This window comes from Halegenticoccus soli, from assembly GCF_002844195.1.
GTDB lineage: Archaea > Halobacteriota > Halobacteria > Halobacteriales > Haloferacaceae > Halegenticoccus > Halegenticoccus soli.
Map to the genome: position 1 here is coordinate 635,365 of NZ_PEND01000002.1, position 15,805 is coordinate 651,169.

Annotated in this window: 18 protein-coding genes, 1 tRNA gene and 1 pseudogene; 12 read left to right on the forward strand and 8 right to left on the reverse strand. The window is 69.5% G+C overall.

The window, feature by feature from the left end; all coding sequences use genetic code 11:
- Nucleotides 1-39: 39 nt before the first annotated feature.
- From CNO20_RS08175 to CNO20_RS08195, 6 genes are all read left to right on the forward strand, one after another.
- A complete protein-coding gene (locus tag CNO20_RS08175; protein WP_101295628.1) occupies nt 40-984 on the forward strand; it encodes a DUF4129 domain-containing protein in 945 nt (314 codons plus the stop codon).
- Nucleotides 981-1,601, forward strand: coding sequence for a DUF7269 family protein (locus CNO20_RS08180; protein WP_101295629.1), 621 nt, complete (start codon nt 981-983; stop codon nt 1,599-1,601). Before CNO20_RS08175 ends, CNO20_RS08180 begins: the two co-directional genes overlap by 4 nt.
- Nucleotides 1,598-2,866: a DUF58 domain-containing protein gene (locus tag CNO20_RS08185; protein ID WP_101295630.1), complete on the forward strand. Its 1,269-nt coding sequence runs from the start codon at nt 1,598-1,600 to the stop codon at nt 2,864-2,866. The genes CNO20_RS08180 and CNO20_RS08185 overlap by 4 nt, the downstream gene beginning before the upstream one ends.
- The gene (locus CNO20_RS08190) at nt 2,863-3,414 is read left to right on the forward strand and encodes a DUF7519 family protein (RefSeq protein WP_233203992.1); all 552 of its coding nucleotides are present in this window, start codon (nt 2,863-2,865) and stop codon (nt 3,412-3,414) included. The genes CNO20_RS08185 and CNO20_RS08190 overlap by 4 nt, the downstream gene beginning before the upstream one ends.
- Before the next feature lie 239 nt (nt 3,415-3,653).
- Complete coding sequence (locus CNO20_RS24075; RefSeq protein ID WP_269844127.1) at nt 3,654-3,782, forward strand: hypothetical protein; 129 nt, start codon at nt 3,654-3,656, stop codon at nt 3,780-3,782.
- A gap of 80 nt (nt 3,783-3,862) precedes the next feature.
- Nucleotides 3,863-4,045, forward strand: a complete 183-nt coding sequence (locus CNO20_RS08195; RefSeq protein WP_101295631.1) for a hypothetical protein — start codon at nt 3,863-3,865, stop codon at nt 4,043-4,045.
- A gap of 52 nt (nt 4,046-4,097) precedes the next feature.
- On the opposite strand, the gene CNO20_RS08200 is transcribed toward CNO20_RS08195, so the two are convergent.
- Nucleotides 4,098-5,060, reverse strand: a complete 963-nt coding sequence (locus CNO20_RS08200; protein ID WP_101295632.1) for an AAA family ATPase — start codon at nt 5,058-5,060, stop codon at nt 4,098-4,100.
- Between the two features lie 193 nt (nt 5,061-5,253).
- Between CNO20_RS08200 and CNO20_RS08205 the strand changes: the two genes are divergently transcribed.
- A tRNA-Ser gene (locus tag CNO20_RS08205) sits at nt 5,254-5,339 on the forward strand.
- A gap of 89 nt (nt 5,340-5,428) precedes the next feature.
- Here the strand turns inward: CNO20_RS08205 and CNO20_RS08210 are convergent.
- Both CNO20_RS08210 and CNO20_RS08215 read right to left on the reverse strand, forming a co-directional pair.
- Nucleotides 5,429-5,839 carry a hypothetical protein gene (locus tag CNO20_RS08210; RefSeq protein WP_101295633.1) on the reverse strand — a complete coding sequence of 137 codons (411 nt, stop codon included), beginning with the start codon at nt 5,837-5,839 and terminating at the stop codon, nt 5,429-5,431.
- A gap of 180 nt (nt 5,840-6,019) precedes the next feature.
- Nucleotides 6,020-6,301, reverse strand: a complete 282-nt coding sequence (locus CNO20_RS08215) for a hypothetical protein (protein ID WP_143423163.1) — start codon at nt 6,299-6,301, stop codon at nt 6,020-6,022.
- A gap of 200 nt (nt 6,302-6,501) precedes the next feature.
- On the opposite strand from CNO20_RS08215, the gene CNO20_RS08220 reads away from it, so the two are divergent.
- Nucleotides 6,502-6,636 (forward strand): transporter, encoded by a 135-nt coding sequence (locus tag CNO20_RS08220; protein ID WP_101295635.1) that lies wholly within the window; start codon nt 6,502-6,504, stop codon nt 6,634-6,636.
- Nucleotides 6,637-6,725: 89 nt separating this feature from the next.
- On the opposite strand, the gene CNO20_RS08225 is transcribed toward CNO20_RS08220, so the two are convergent.
- From CNO20_RS08225 to CNO20_RS08235, 3 genes are all read right to left on the reverse strand, one after another.
- Nucleotides 6,726-7,832, reverse strand: coding sequence for a mechanosensitive ion channel family protein (locus CNO20_RS08225; protein WP_101295636.1), 1,107 nt, complete (start codon nt 7,830-7,832; stop codon nt 6,726-6,728).
- 168 nt (nt 7,833-8,000) lie between these two features.
- Nucleotides 8,001-8,645, reverse strand: coding sequence for a DUF502 domain-containing protein (locus CNO20_RS08230; protein ID WP_101295637.1), 645 nt, complete (start codon nt 8,643-8,645; stop codon nt 8,001-8,003).
- Nucleotides 8,646-8,848: 203 nt separating this feature from the next.
- On the reverse strand, nt 8,849-9,094 hold the full coding sequence (locus CNO20_RS08235; protein WP_101295638.1) for a hypothetical protein: 246 nt from the start codon (nt 9,092-9,094) through the stop codon (nt 8,849-8,851).
- Nucleotides 9,095-9,333: 239 nt separating this feature from the next.
- On the opposite strand from CNO20_RS08235, the gene CNO20_RS23265 reads away from it, so the two are divergent.
- The 4 genes and pseudogenes from CNO20_RS23265 to CNO20_RS08250 all read left to right on the forward strand — a co-directional run bounded on the left by CNO20_RS23265 (nt 9,334) and on the right by CNO20_RS08250 (nt 11,715).
- Nucleotides 9,334-9,489, forward strand: coding sequence for a hypothetical protein (locus CNO20_RS23265; RefSeq protein WP_199174765.1), 156 nt, complete (start codon nt 9,334-9,336; stop codon nt 9,487-9,489).
- Nucleotides 9,490-9,664: 175 nt separating this feature from the next.
- Complete coding sequence (locus CNO20_RS08240) at nt 9,665-10,381, forward strand: phosphoribosyltransferase (protein ID WP_101295639.1); 717 nt, start codon at nt 9,665-9,667, stop codon at nt 10,379-10,381.
- A 7-nt stretch (nt 10,382-10,388) separates the two neighbouring features.
- Nucleotides 10,389-11,015 (forward strand): annotated as a pseudogene (locus CNO20_RS08245) (HD domain-containing protein); the annotation flags it as partial.
- 379 nt (nt 11,016-11,394) lie between these two features.
- Complete coding sequence (locus CNO20_RS08250; protein ID WP_101295641.1) at nt 11,395-11,715, forward strand: hypothetical protein; 321 nt, start codon at nt 11,395-11,397, stop codon at nt 11,713-11,715.
- A gap of 30 nt (nt 11,716-11,745) precedes the next feature.
- Here the strand turns inward: CNO20_RS08250 and CNO20_RS08255 are convergent, their stop codons facing one another.
- Nucleotides 11,746-12,474 (reverse strand): type 1 glutamine amidotransferase, encoded by a 729-nt coding sequence (locus tag CNO20_RS08255; protein WP_101295642.1) that lies wholly within the window; start codon nt 12,472-12,474, stop codon nt 11,746-11,748.
- Between the two features lie 349 nt (nt 12,475-12,823).
- Complete coding sequence (locus CNO20_RS08265) at nt 12,824-15,724, reverse strand: M14 family zinc carboxypeptidase (RefSeq protein WP_101295644.1); 2,901 nt, start codon at nt 15,722-15,724, stop codon at nt 12,824-12,826.
- Nucleotides 15,725-15,805: the final 81 nt, after the last annotated feature.

Below are 15,805 nucleotides of genomic sequence, written 5' to 3' on the forward strand. Positions count from 1 at the left end.
CCCGAAACTTCTAAGCGACGTGTCACGCTACCCCGTGTCGTGGACAGAAACGCCGCCCTGACGGCGGGCCTCGCCCTGCTCGCCGTCGTCGCCCTCGCCCTCGCCGCCGCGACGCTCGACTCCGCGGTCGTCTCCACCGGCGGCGGCGGTGGCGGATTCGGCCCCGGCGACCCCCCCGGATTCGGCTCGGGCGATCGTCCCCCCGGCGGCGAGCCCGCGCCCGCCAGAGAGGGCGGACTGTTTCAGCCGCCGTGCGTTCCGGCGCTGGCCGACCCTCGACTCGTCGCCGGGGTCGTCGCGGCGTTCCTCGTCGCGACCGCCGCGGTCTACTGGCGGACGCGCACCCTGCTGGTCCCGGCCGCGTTCGCGGTCGCGTTCGGGATCCCGGTCGCGCTGGTCTACGCCCTCCTGACCGCGTGCGTCCGGTCGCCCGCCGGGCCCGGATCGCCTCTCCCGTCGGGTAACGGGACCGGCATCCTCCCGAACGCCGGCGGCGGCGGGCTCGGTCCGGCCGGGCAGGCGGTTTCGACGCCCTCGGTCGCGCTCGGGATCCTGCTCGTCGTCGCGCTGCTCGGGAGCGTCCTGCTCCTCTTCGTCTCGACGGGCGACGAGGACGCCGGATCGACGGCCGCGTCCGAGCCGGAACCGGAATCGGACGTCGACGCGGCGGCGATCGGGCGAGCCGCGGGCGAGGCCGCGGACCGCATCGAGGGGGACGCGGACGTGGAGAACGAAGTGTACCGCGCCTGGGCGGAGATGACCGCCTCGATCGACGTCGCTCACCCGCGGTCGAGTACGCCGGGAGAGTTCGCGAGCGCCGCCGTCGAGGCGGGGATGGACCGCGAGGACGTCGACGAACTCACGGCGCTCTTCGAGTCGGTCCGCTACGGCGGCGCGGAGCCGACCGAAGCGCGCGAGCGCCGGGCGGTCCGCGCGCTCCGCCGCATCGAGGCAGCCTACGCCGACGGGAGGGACGACGCGTGACCCGCGCGAACCGCGCGGTCGTCGTCGCGGGCGTCGTCGCCGTGTTCGCCGGCCTGGCGAGCGTCGCGACGCGCGGCTCGCTCGCCGCCTTCGACCTGAGCTACGCGTTCGTGACGCTCGTCGGCCTCCTGGCGCTCGTCCAGGGGCTTCGCCGCGCCGCCGAGCGGTGGTCGACGGCGGTCTTCGGGGCCGACGCGGGCGAGCCGGAGCGCCGGTATCGCGTCCCCGCCCCCGGCGACGAGTTCGACGCCCGACTGGCGGAGGCGCGCGCCCGGTCGGTTCGCGGGACGCGGACGCGGGGCGAGGTCCGCGCGCGACTCCGCGAGGCCGCGGTCGACGCCCTCGTGCTCCACGGCAACTACGACCCCGAATCGGCGGAGGAGCGGGTCGAAACCGGCGCGTGGACGGACGACCCGTTCGCGGCCGCGTTCCTGGGCGACGAGGCCCCGCGACCGCCCGTCTCCGCGAAGCTCAGGGAGCTGTTTCGACGCGGCTCGCGCTTCGAACGCGACGTGCACCGGACGCTCGCGGCCGTGGAGGCGCTTCAGGGACGCGGACGAGCGCGGGGGAGGGGACGGGACCCGAGCCGAGACCGGCGACGGAGGGCGGACCGATGACCGTCCGGGAGACGCGCCGGCTGACCGGCGTCGGCGCGGTGACGCTCCTCGCCGCGGGCGTCGGGGTCGTCTTCGGCCGGCAGCCGGCGCTCCTTCTCGTCGGCGCGCTCGGAATCGCCTACGCCGCGTACGCCCGAGCCGGCGGAGCGCCGACTCCCTCGCTCGCGATCGAGCGTGAGGTGAGCGACGCGAATCCGGAGCCGGGCGACGAGGTCGAGGTCACCGTTCGCGTGACGAACGCGGGCGATTCGACGCTGCCGGACCTCCGGTTGGTCGACGGCGTTCCGCCGGCGCTCGCCGTGACGGACGGCTCCCCCCGCCACGGAACGGCGCTCCGGCCCGGTGCGACCGCCCGGTTCGCCTACGCGGTCTCGGCGGTCCGCGGCGAGCACGCCTGGGAGCCGATGCAAGTCGTCGCGCGGAACGCGAGCGGGTCCGAAGAGCGGGTCGTCGAGGCCGCGTGCGAGACGGCGCTTCGCTGTCTGCCGGAGCTGACGCCGACGGCGGACCTCCCCCTGCGCGGACTCACGGCGCGGTACGCCGGCCAGCTTTCGACCGACGTCGCCGGCGCGGGCCTCCAGTTCCACTCCACGCGCGACTACCGACGGGGGGACCCGCGCAACCGCATCGACTGGAACCGCCGGGCGCGGACCGGTGAGCTCGCGACGCTCGAGTTCCACGAGGAGCGAGCGGCGACCGTCGTCCTCGTGATCGACGCGCGCGAGGAGGCGTACCTCGCGCCCGCGGCGGACGCCGCGAACGCGGTCGAGCGGAGCGTCGGCGCGGCGAACCGGATCTTCACGGCGCTGCTCGGCGGCGGCGACCGGGTCGGAATCGCGGCGCTCGGGCCGACGGAGTGCTGGCTCCCGCCCGGCGCCGGAAACGAACACCGCGCGAGGGCGAGACGGCTCCTCGCGACCCACCCCGCGCTGTCGCCGACGCCCCCCGACGGCGCGTTCTTCCCCTCGATCCGCCTGCGGCGGTTGCGCCGCAGGCTGCCGAGCGACGCGCAGGTGCTCTTTCTGTCGCCCGTCGCGGACGACTACGCGGCGTCGGCCGCGCGGCGACTCGACGCCCACGGCCACCGCGTGACGGTCGTCACCCCCGACCCGACGGCGGGCGGCGCGCCCGGTCGCCGACTCGCTCGGATCGAGCGCCGGAACCGCCTCAGCGAACTCCGACGGGCGGGCATTCGGGTCGTCGACTGGGGGGACGCCCCGCTCGCGATCGAAATCGACCGAGCGGCGAGGCGGTGGTCGAGGTGAGCGACGACGAGCCGGCGACGAGGGCCGGCGAGGTGAGCGACGACGCATCTCCCGTCGAGATCGACCGCTCGCCCGCGGTCGTCAGCTCCGCGCTGGCGCTGCTCGCCGGAACGGTCGGCCTGGCGGCGACCGCGTTCGGCTCGGCCGCGGCACTGGCACCCGGGACGCTCGGTATCGCCGCCGTCGCGGTCGGGGTGATCCGCGGGTCCAGGCGAGCGCTCCTCGTCGGGAGCGGCGCGCTGTTCGGCGGAGTGCTCCTCGCGGGGGCGTCCGGAGCCGGACCCGAACCGCTGTTCGTCGGTACGCTCGGGGCGGTGCTCGCGTGGGACGTCGGCGAGAACGGGATCGGCATCGGCGAACAGCTCGGACGCGCGGCGGAGACCGCGCGGGCGGAACTCGTCCACGCGGCCGCCGGCCTCCTCGTCGGCGCGTTCGCGACGGTCGTCGGGTACGGGGCCTACGTCGCCGCTGCCGGCGGACAGCCGATCGCGGCGCTCGTGTTCCTGCTGTTCGGCGTCGTCGCGCTCGTCTCCGCGCTCCGACCGTGATCCTGTCGGCGTTCGTGTCTTTCACGCGGATTCCGAAATAGATTTAAACCTAATGCTAATGGATATTATTTGAGGAGGTTCCAATGGTGATATTACGTCCGCGCTCCGATCGAACAGCACCTTCCGACAGAGAAACGTTCCGCGAGGAATGCGCCTCGGGATCGGCGTCACGGCTCCCCGGCGGTGGCTGGTCGGTGCGCCCATCCCCGCGAGGATGGCCCGACCGGTGAGGACGGAACATGTGCGAGTACAACTCGGACTGCGGACGCGAACCGGGGTACGTCATCGTCAACGGCCCCGACGAGGCGGTGCTCGAATGCTGCGGCGCCGTCGTTTCGCCGTCGTCGGTCCGCATCCCGCCCCCCTGAGCGGTCCCTCCCCGAAAGGAGCGACGACCGACGGGACAACGGTTATGGAGCGCGGACGCGGATGTTACCCCGAGAGAACCATGGAACTGAGTGGCAAGAATCAGGTAGCGGGGCTCGCACTGCTGATCGTCGGAGTCGCCCTCGTCGCGGGGCTCGTCGTCCTCGAAGGAACGCCGGGTCTGATCGCCGCGGTGCTCGGCGTCGCGGCGCTCTCCATCGGGACGGTGCTCATCGGGTTATCTCGCGGCAGTCGCCCGGTGTGACGCGTTTCGGGCCCCGAACGCGGCGACGGCGGCTCGATCGCACCGACCCGGATCACGTCGCGGGGCGCTCTATCGTCGGCACCTCGACCCGATCCAGCGCGTCGTCGACGACGTCGGCCTCGTCGGCGTCGTTCACCTTCGCGTCCGGGGTGAGGACGAGCCGGTGCGCCAGCACCGGCCGACAGACCTCCTTCACGTCGTCGGGGGTGACGAACTCGCGCCCGGCGAGCACGGCCCGCGCGCGGGCGGCCTCGAAGAGCCGCTGCGTCCCCCGGGGAGAGACGCCGACCGCGACCCGGCGGTCGCGCCGGGTCGCCCGCGCGAGCTCGGCCGCGTAGACGAGCAGGTCCCCGTCGACGGCGACGGTCTCCGGAACCCGACGGAGCGCCAGCACCTCCCGCCGGGACAGCACGCTCTCGACCGTCGGACTGCGTCGGTCGCGCCCCGCCCGCCGGCGGAGAAGTTCGACCTCTCCTTCGAGGTCGGGGTACCCGAGGTCCGTCTTCACCGCGAACCGATCCTTCTGCGCCTCCGGGAGGGGAAACGTCCCCTCCTGCTCGACGGGGTTCTGCGTCGCGATGACGAAGAACGGGTCCGGAAGGTCGTAGGTGTCGCCGTCGACGGTCACCTGCCGCTCCTCCATCGCCTCCAGCAGGGCGGCCTGGGTCTTCGGCGGCGCGCGGTTGATCTCGTCGGCGAGCACCACGTTCGCGAACACGGGGCCCTCCGCGAACTCGAACTGCCGCTTTTCCTCGTCGAAGACGTTCGTCCCCGTGACGTCGGACGGCAAGAGGTCCGGCGTGAACTGGATCCGCGAGAAGCTGAGGCCGAGCGCGGCCGCGAACGATCGGGCGGTCAGCGTCTTTCCCGTCCCCGGCACGTCTTCGAGGAGGACGTGCCCCCTCGACAGGACGCCGACCATGATCCGCTCGAAGAACTCGTCGTCCGCGATGACCGCGCTCCCGACCGCCTCCAGCACGTCCCGGCACGTCGCGCTCGCCTCGCCCACGTTCATAGGCTCTCTGAGCCTCACTCGGACTTAGTTTTCGGGGTGGACGCGTCCCGATAGGTCCGCGGCCGGCCAGTCCGACGGCGCGGCGAGTTGGGCGGGATGCGGGCGAATCGGACGGAGGGTCCGAATGTGATCGCCTGTCAGTGATCGCGAAAACCGAAACCGATTAAACGGGCGACGCCTCACGTACTGATGAGCCGAGGTAGCCTAGCCCGGCCAAGGCGGTAGATTCGAAATCTACTGTCCATTTCGGACACGTGAGTTCAAATCTCACCCTCGGCGCTTTTCGACGAACCCTGTTCACGGAGACGGTCGCGTCTCTCGGCCCTCGAACCGTTCCGTCGCGTTCGCGCTCGCGTCGATGCGCGCGGTCACTCCGCCTTCCGCGGGGGATCGTCCGATTCGGAACGCTCCGTTCCGTCCTCCGGCAGAAAGAAAAAGCGGTTGTTCCGCTTGATCACGTTCACGAGCGCGCCCAGAGCCGGCGGGTCGCCGAACGCCGACTCGGCCAGCGCCGCGTTCACGGTTTCCATGGCCGAAACGAGCGCCCGAACGGCCGTCTCCCTGGTCGTCACTCGGCCGAGCGGCCGGCTCGCCGTGTAGCGGTTTTCGATCCGGTGGACGAACAGGAGCGTCCACTCGGGACCGTCGAGGCCGCCGCTCGCAGTCGAGCGGGTTCTCCGGGCGTGCAGTTCGAAGCGACCGCTCTCGTGGCTCACCGCGACCTCGTCCCCTCGAAGCGGCGTCTGCGTCCAGCCGACGGGTAGCGCTTTCGGGTGCAACGTGGGTCCGTTCGAGAGGAATTTTCATTACAGTCGTGCTTGCTTTTGCCGCCCGCTTATATAATCGAAACTTCCCGGTCGGCCGGGACGCGCTCGCGGGGCGGTCCTCGTCGGAACATCACGCGGCGGCCGCGCGAGGCGAGATCGAACCGCGCGTTCCCTCCGAGTCCGACCGACCGGTTACGTCTCCGTTTCGTCGCCGGACCGCTCGCCCGCTGGGGTTTCGTCCCCCGCGTCCGGCCTCCCCTCGTCGACGTCGCCCCCCTCGTCGACGGCACTCCCCTCGCCGACGGGGATGTCGATCCGCTCGGCGTCGACGGTCGGCGGGACGTCGTTTCGCGCCACGGCGGATTTGAGCGCGCGCTTCGCCCCGAGATAGCCGAGCACGGCCGCCCCGCCGGCGACGACGCCGCCGGGGACTCCGTAGCGTTTGTATCCGAACTTCGCCGCTTTCTTACCCACCGTGAACGGGCCGATCATGATTACGCGTAGTTGTCCCTCCGCGCACGAAAGCGGCGCGCCTGCGAGCGCAAGTCCGCGCGGCGTGAGTGTCGCGACCGCAAGCGTCTCTCGGCTCCGAATCCGACGCGACGCCGTACCGCGAACCGATCGCCGGTAGAACCGCCACAACGCCTTTGCCGCTACTTTCCGAATTCCCGAGCATGGTGAGAGCGTCGACGGTCGTCATACTGGTCGGTATCGCGCTGTTGTTCGTCCCCGTACCGCCGATCGCGACGATTCTCGGGATCCTCGTCATCCTGCTCGGCGTCGCGCTGCGCTTCCTGGGCGGACGGTAGCGGGGGCGAACGCCCCTCCATCGACGCGAGCGCCGTCGTCGTCTCGTCGCCGCCACGGTTCGAGCGACTGCGGTGCGACTCCGGACCGGTCAGGGGTGGAAATCCCGGGGGCCGATTCGAGCGTCGCCCTCGCCTCGGAACTCGTGGACGCGACGGGGGTACGGGATCGCGATGCCCTCGCGGTCGAACGACGCCTTGATCGCCTCGATCGTCGCCGTTTTCGCGGTCCACCTCCGGCGCATCGTCGGCTCGCGGATCCAGACCCTGAGCTCCATCTCGACGGCCGACGAGCCGAACTCGCGGACGATCGCCCGCGGCGACGGCGAGGACTTCACCATCTCGACGCCTTCGGCGGCGCTTTCGAGGACGCTCCGCGCGCGTTCGAGATCGGTCTCGTAGTCCACTCCGACCGCGATCTCCACTCTGAGCTGGTTGTTCTTCGAAAAGTTCGTCACCTGGCTGCTCGTGATCTCGTCGTTCGGGATCATGACGTGCTCGTCGCGGAACGTCTGGATCTTCGTGTTGAAGATCGTCACGTCGGTGACGATCCCCGTCCGGTCGTTGACCTCGATCCAGTCGCCGACCTCGAACGGTCGGGAGAACAGGAGGACGAACCCGGCGATCATCCCGGCGAGCGTCGCGCGCGCCGCCAATCCGAGGATGACGCTCAGGACGCCGGCGCTGATGAAGGCGCTCGTGAGGTCGACCCCCCACACCGAGAGCACGACGCTCGCCGCCCCGAGGAAGACGCCGACGTCGGCGACGTGGTAGGCGATCTCGCTCTGGTGGTTGGTGATCGCCCCCGTCCGGGCCAGCTCGTCGATCGACCGGTTGAGAAATCGGACGAGGAGATACGCGACCAGGAACACGGCGACCGTGGTGAGCTGCTGCATGAGCGTCAGTCTCCCGACGGCGACCGCCTCCAGGACGAGGCGAACGACGAACTCGACGTTCCAGACGACCGCGAGCGCGCCGATGGCGCAGACGACGATCCCCGTCACGAGTACCGTCTGTACCGCTTCGGTGACGTTCGCTCCGTAGCGAGTCCGGAACCGATCGCCGCCCCTCCGTACGGCCCAGATCACGCAGACGACCCCGAGCGTCAACGCGGCGCTCGCGAGCAGCTTTCCCTCGAAGGTCGCGAAGTAGGTCGCCCGTAACGACTCGACGGTCCCCGTTTGAGCTACCGAATCCATCGTGTAGTCAGGCGACCACATTAGTTGCGGCTGTCGTGATAAGTACCGCGCTTGCGAACGACCGAGGCGCGTCGCCGGACGGCTGATCGGCGGCCTCCGGGCCGCCGCACGCGAGATCCGGCGGCGATCGTCGGGCGGTGATCGCCGTCCCGAACGCGAATCGAGCGCTCACCGCTCGTCGTCGACGGTCGCGCTGGTGGCGACGCCGCTCGTGACGATCGCCTGGATGCTCTCTTCGACGGTCATGTCCACGTCGTGGATGTGTTCGTCGGGGAGGTAGACGAGGTAGCCGCCCATGACGGGATTCGGGGCCAGCGGCACGAAGAGCGTGGTCATGTCCTCGTACCCGGCAGCCTCCCTAACCGCCGGAGAGGGGGTCCCGGTCACGTACCCGAGCGCGTACGTGCCCTCGTGCGGGAACTCGACCAGCTTCACCTCCTGGAAGCTGTCGGTGTCGTTTTCGAGGAGCACGTCGCTCATCCGGCGAAAGCTGTTGTACACCGAGCTGACGCCGGGAATCGACTCCATCACCCCGTGGAACACCCCGGCGAGGCGCTCTCCCGGCGTGTGCTCCGCGACGAGGCCGATGACGAGGACGACGGCTACCAGCGTCAGCACCGTGCTCGCCTCGATCAGCAGCTCCGGGAACGTCTCGATCGAGTAGTAGTTGACGAGGTCGACGACCGGGTTGAGCGTCCGCGAGACGAAGTCGAGAACGAAGCCGAGGACGATGAGCGTGATGATGAACGGGATCGTGAGCGCGGTTCCCGTGATGAACGCCTGCCGAACCGTCTCGCGTATCGAGTTTCTCATCTCCGTGGACTCTCTCGTTTCACACTCGTTATCGGGCGTTCTCACCCCTCAGCTCCGCACCGCGGGTCCGACGAGGGGACCTGTGCCGATCTGCACGCCCCGAACGGGGGACCAGCGGGGCGGTCGCCGCGCTCGAACGTTCACGGAGCCGAGTGCTTCGCGGAGGCACGCGAAAGAAGCGGATCTCGTTCCGCCGCGACGGATCACGGGCGTCGGAGCCGCACTTCGTCGTCGACGGCGTCGACGTGTTCCCGCCGCAGTTCGTGCGTCTCGTCGGCGTCGTCCCACCCGAGCATCGATTTGATCTTGTCGGTGAGGCCCTCGCTCTCGTCGTCGGTCGGCGTCACGCGCGCTCTCCCGTCTCTCACCTCCGAGATCGTTCCGACTCGGGTTCCCTCGGCGGTGACAACGGGCTTTTCCGCGTCGTCCGTCGTGAACTCTCGTGCCATCGCGTCGTAACGTACGACAGACGCGAAAGACTAGCTGTTGCCTGCATTTACTGGCACGGTGCGAAGGCTCAGTTCTCGGCGACTGACTCTCGGCGACCGACTCTCGCCGCCGACGAGCGGCGACGTCGCCGTCAGACGCTTTCGAGCCGGATCAGCCGTCGAATCCGACGGCCGGATAGCCACGATTTTTGTATCTCCGGTTCCTACTCGACGTTGGCGATTGCTGGGAGACCTTACACATGAGCGTACTGACGTGGATGATAGACGCGGTCGCCGAGGAGAAACGGGACGGGCTGGTACACGAATGTCGAGAGTGCGGCACGACGCTTCGTCCGGTCGACGAGCAGTGTCCGCAGTGCGGTTCGGTCGAGATCAGCCACTACGACGTTTCGTAGTTCTTCCGCCGCGAACCGCGGCTCCGGCCGACGCCGGTCGACCGGTATCGAGACCGAGGCGAGTACGGCTCGCTAGCTTCACGTGAACCGCTGGAGTCCCGCGTAGCCGCGTCGACGACGAGTCACACCACTTAAAACGAGTCACTTCCTCTGTGTACCCTGGTGAACACACGCTATGGGTGACCTCCCGGACGAGTTCAACTGCACGATCACGAACTGGGACTACATCTACGGTCTCTGCCGGGACGTGAGCGACCAGGTGAAAGCCTCGAACTTCGAGCCCGACGTGATCGTCGCGCTCGCGCGCGGGGGCTGGTTCGCCGGCCGGTGCATCTGCGACTTTCTCGGGCTCGACGACCTCACGAGCCTGAAGATGGAACACTACGTCGGAACCGCACAGAAGACCGGCGAGCCGGAGGTGCGCTACCCGATGCCCGAGGGGAGCGTCGAGGGCAAGGACGTGCTCATCATCGACGACATCGCGGACACCGGCGGCTCGATCAAGCGCGCCGACGAGTACGTCCACGAGCGCGACCCCGGCGAGGTCCGAACGGCGACGCTTCAGCTCCTGCAGACCAGCGAGTTCGAGCCGGACTTCATCGGCGAGCGGCTGGAGCAGTGGGCGTGGGTGGTCTACCCGTGGAACTTCATCGAGGACATGATCGACCTCACGAGCGGCGTGATGGGCAAGGCCGACGACGAGCGCTTCGAGAAGGACGACATCCGCCACTACCTCTCGGAGTACCACAACATCGACCGCATCGAGATGGAGATCGCCCAGCCGAACCGCCTCGACGAGGTCCTCGCGGAGATGGAGCGCCGCGGGTACGTCGAGCCCACCCCCGACGGGGCGACGTGGCGGCTCGTCGAGAACGAGGGGATCGGCGCGTAGCGCGTCCGTGACCGTGTCTTCGTCCGGAGACGCGATCGAGACGCTCCTGCGCGCGTACGGCCTGAAGGACGAGCGCCGGACCGGCTGGCAGCTCCGCGGCGTCGACGACCCCGAGTCGGTCGCCGGCCACACCTGGGGTGTGAGTCTCCTGTGTCTGCTCTTCGGCGAGCGCGCCGGCGTCGACGTGGGGCGCGCGCTCGAACTCGCGGTCGTCCACGACCTCGCGGAGGCCGAGACGGGCGACGTGCCGACCCGCGCGGACTCGACCGCGGAGACGGTGGACCCCGACGAGAAAGAGCGGCTGGAGCGCGAGGCGATGGCGGAGCTGGTCGCCGGCTTCGACGGTGCGAGCCCGCCGGTCGACGCCGACGGTCTCCTCGCCCGGTGGGAGGAGTACGAGGCGCGCGACACGCCCGAGGCGGTGTTCGTAAAGGAGATGGACCTCGTGGACATGTGCCTGCAGGCGCTGCTGTACGAGCTGGAGGGGCGGTACGACCCCGCCGAGGGCGACGCGTTCCGCGAGTACGACGACCTCGACGAGTTCTTCGCGACCGCCGAACCGCGGCTCCGGACGGAGCTCGGTCGCGAGCTGGTCGCGGATATCAGGGAGCGATACGAGTGGGCGAAGGGCGGCGACGGGACCGGCGACGGTGACGGGACCGACGGCGACGGAGCCCGCGGAGACGTCGGTGACGAACCCCGCGGCCACGCCGAACCGGCGGAGGTCAGGGATCGGTGGAACCGCTCCGCCGATCGATCGGGTACCGACGAGTGACCGGCGGTCGAGGACTCCGGGACGTTCTCGGCGACGAGCTCCCACCGGTCGCGCTCGGTGACGTTCTCTCTCGCCCGATTGTGACCCGTGTGGCCCCCTCTCGTGAGGATTCACGAACTATCACGAATGTAGTTACTCAAAAATGAGTAAATCTTTTCAGCGGCGATCTCCGAGCTGAAAGTGTCATGAACGGGATCGTCCTTCCGAACGCATCTACCGTTGCACAGGAGCGACAACCATGATCTGGCAGGACTTCGTCTTTCTCGCGGGGAGCACCTTCTCCATCGTCGTCCTCGCGCCGACACTTCGAAACTCGATGGCGCGGGTTCCCCTGGGGACGAGCGTTCCGTCCTGTCTCATCGGCCTCCTCTACGGCGTCACGTTTCTCACGATGGACATGACGTTCTCCGCCGTCGGATCGCTGCTCACGGGCGTCCTCTGGGCGCTCATCGCCTCGGTCCGATCACCCCGCGGCAGGGAAGCCGCGGCGGCTCTTTTCCCCGGTCGGTTCCGGAGCGACGCCGACGCGAGTCGGGCGGCGAGTCCCGGCGCAGACTGAACGGCGCGTCGGCTCGCCGATCGCCGATCGTCAGTGCGTGGCGTCGGTTCGGACGGGCGGGTCGTCGGCGGTTCGAACGGGCGATCCGTCGGCGGCCACCCCGTCGACGAAGTTCCGGAACACGCGTCGGCTTTTCAGCGAGGCGCGGTAGTTCTCCGCGGTGACCGTCGCGAGCGCCGCCTCTCGCGCCGCGTCGGACACGTCCATCTCCGCGAGCAGTTCCCGCGCGAACGCCGACCCGACCTCCGGGTGGAACTGGATCGTCGCGATCCGGTCGCCGATCCGGAGCGCCTGGATCCCGAAGTCGTTCTCGGCGAGCACCTCCGCGCCCGCCGGCGGGGCGGTGACCGCGTCCTCGTGGCAGGCGAAGGCGGTGAACTCCGCGGGGAGTCCGGCGAACAGCGGATCCTCCGGGCGATCGACGGAGACGGTCCGGTACCCCAGTTCCATCTCGGGCATCCGCGTCACCTCCCCGCCGAGCGCGTCCGCGATGAGCTGGTGGCCGAAACAGACGCCGAACAGCGGAACGTCCGCCGCCCGGATCCACCTTCGGAGCGCTCGCACGTACGCGAGGTCGTCGTTGACGCTGTCTATCGAACCGGTGACGATCGCGCCGTCGACGGCTTCCGGGTCGGGGAGGTCGAGGCCCCGCGCGTCGGCGACGGTCGGATCGATCCCCTCGATCTCCCCGAGCAGGCGGAGGAAGTTCCGCCGCACCGGCTCCGGTTTGTGGGAGACGTTCAGAAGTGCGATCTTCATTTCACGCGGAATAGTCCGTCGAGATCGGCCAAGAGTATTCACCGCCTACCGTTCCTCGCCACTCCGCCGGCCGAAACGCCGCTTTTCTGTCCTCTTCGTCACGGTCGGCGGACGACCGGAACCGGTCCGATAGTCCGCGCTTGACGGCGGTTACGCGGACGGTACCCCGATCGCGAAACGGACGTCGGGGCCGCGCAACCGACGTCGGAATCCGAACGACCGGCGTCGGGATCCGCGCGACCGGCGTCGGGGGCACGCGACCAGCGTCGGAGCGGCGGCTAGTGTCGGCGCGCGCGACCGGCGTCCGGACGCGCATCGGCGGCCCGAACGGCGCGCGTCGACGATCGGATCATCGCTCGCTCCGGACCCCGCCGTACGTCGCCACTAACTCGCCGTCGACGTACCGCTCCTGCCGGTACCCGAGCGCGTTCGTCAGCATCGTGTGGCCGAGGAACGTCGCCGTGTATTCGAGGAGCCCGAACGGGTGGAGGTCGCCCTGTTCGGCGGGCGGGAGCAACCCGGCTATGACGTGAATTCCGGCGTCGCCGTCGGCGCCTCCGGTGAGAGAACCGGCGGAGACCCACGACTCGGGAGCGGTGAACGGATCGTCCTCTGAGAGGCCGGCGACGGATCCGCCCGCGCGCTCGAACGCCTCGACGTCGACGACGGTCAACGGCGCCGTCCCGGGCACGCTGATCGGGTACCCGAGCGGGGCCGGCTTCCACAGCTCCCGCTGTATCGGACGCGTGCCGGCGAGGAGCGGGTGCCCCTCGGTTCTCTCGGAGAGGAACGCGCTGAACGTCCGGATCTCGGTGACGTCGTCGGCGGTCAGTTCGCTTGCCAGTCCGTTCGACAGCGGGCCGAGCAGCGCCACGCCGCGATCGGTGAGGACGAGGTTTCCGCCCGCCTCGACGAAGGCGTCGAGGGCCGCGACGTACCGGGGATCGTCGATCCCTTCGGCGTGACTGACCACGAGGTTGTCCACGGCGGGGACGTCGCTGCGCCCCCGGAAGAGCGCGCCGGACCGAACGTCGTCGATCGAGACGCCCGAAAACCGCGTCGATCCCCGTTCCGACGGCTCGCCTCGCCGCCTCCCGTCGCCGGGCGCGGACAGGGCGTCCGCGTAGTCGCGGAAGTACGCGAGCGGCGAGACGCTGTAGGCCCGCTGTTCGTAGCCGAGGACGTCCACCGGATCCGGCCCCTCGACGCCGTCGCTCGCCCCGTCCAGCACGACTGCGGACCGGATGGAGACCGCGGCTCCGCCGGTCCCGCGGAGGGTCTTGAGTTCGACCGACCACTCGCCGGCGGTCGGCGACTCCACGTACCACTCGGCGGTTCGCTTCGGCTGACCGCCCGCCCCCGCCGCCATCGGGTTGAACGTCCCGACCACGCGACCGGTCGGGTCCCGGAGCCGGACTTTGACGAACGCGGCGCCGTCGGGGCGGACGGACAGCGAGAGGCTCCGCGCTCCGTCCGGCACGTCGACCGTCTCCGTCGCGGGCCGGTTTCCGACGTCGACCTCCCGCGTTCGGACCCGCCGGGTCGCGTCGCTCGCGGCCAGATCCGCCGACGTGCGCGTCAGCGCGTCCGTCGTCACGTACGCCGTCCTCGCGTTCCCGGTCTCGACGGTCGCCTCGACGGTCCGGGCGGCGTGTTCGACCGTGGATCGGATGACCTCCTGGTAGCCGATCACCTGGAGCTCGATGAGCTCCTCGACGAAGGGCCGCCGGTCGAAGACGCGGTTGTCCCACCCCATCTCGTGGGCCATCATCCGCACCCCCAGGCCGCCCTTCTCCTCGGGCTGGCTCATCCAGCTGATTAGCGTGCCCGTGGTGGTGTACCCGATCGTGTCGAGAATGGTCCCGTACGCGTACGCCTCGTCCGGCGTGGGAAGCTCGTCACCGTCGACGCCGATCTCGTCGCCGATGTCCGCGTTCAGCTCCTCGAAGAAGTCGCGACGCTCGTCGAGCAGCGGTCCGAGCGCGGCTTCGAGGCGGCGGTCGGTCCGCCGGTTCCACTCGTAGAGGTCGTGGAACTCCTCGTGGGTGTACTGATCGTTGACCACGAGCCCCTCGATGAAGTCCTCAGACCAGAACATCCCGTGGAGGTCGGAACCGATGGAGAGGTTCTCGTAGTCCCGGAAGTGCTCGACCACGGCCAGGGCGTCCGGGACCGTCTCCGCGTACCTGTCCGGGACGTCCTCGTCGACGCCGGGGTCGTCGTCGGCGAGGTTCGTCCCGTTCGGCTCCGCGGGGTTGTACTCCGCGTCGATCCATCCAACGGTCGGGTACTGGCGGTTGGGGTCGACGCCCGTCGCGGTCTGGCGCTTGAACGAGTTGTTCGACAGGTCGTACTGCGGGTTCCGGGAGACCCACCCGTCCGGGTTGGCGTAGAGGAACACGAGCGCGACGTCGTCGAGCAGCCGCTCGATCGCCGGCTCCTCCCCGGCGAGTATTCGCTCGATCATCCTGGACCCGGCCTCGGCCCCCGACCGCTCGTCGCCGTGGATCGAGAGCACGAAGAGCGCCTTCTCCTTCTCGCGGAACCGCGCCCGATCGGTGACGTCGTTCGTGAGCTCGGCGACGACGAGATCCTTCGGATCCCTCTCGTCGAGAAAGAGGTTGTCGTGGCCGGGGCTCTCGCCGATGGGGGTGACGCGCAGCCGGTCGGGGTTGTCGGACCGCAGTCGATCCAGCCCGTCGAGGAGCTGTTCGTAGTCGACGAAGCCGACGCTGTCGCGCACGTCCGGGAAGACGCCGCGCGGGTACGCCCCGAGCCGCCAGAACGGGTTGGACCCCGGCGAGAACCGCAGCGATTCGACCGATTCAACCCCGACCGCGTCCGCAACCTGCGCCTCGGTCAACTCGGCGTAGGCGGCGATCGCGGGATCCGTGGTCGTGATCGGATCGATTCCCAGATCGCGGAGGTCGTCGAATCCGTCCGCGCTCGTCAGCGTGAGGAGCGTCGGCACCTCGTAGTCGGCCGGGGTTCGGTCGACCACGAACGCGTAGAGGTCCGTCAGCTTCGGCGAGGACGCCCCCTCGGCGGCCGTATCGGCCCTGGCTTCAGCCTCGCCGGCGGTCGGGTCGGTTCGCCCCTCGACCGCTCCGGTCGCCGCGCCGGGAAGCGCGATCGCGCCGGCGGTGATCGAAGAGAGGCGGACGAACTCCCGGCGCGAGACGGGGGCGTCGGCGAACCGGTCGGATCCGGACGCCGCGGCGTCCGACGCGTCTCCGGCGGATTGATTCATATCTTCTCTCGTATGGAAATTCATCGTTCAGAGATACAACAAACACGATGAATAATTAAATTTCCTAACTCGAATTCGCTG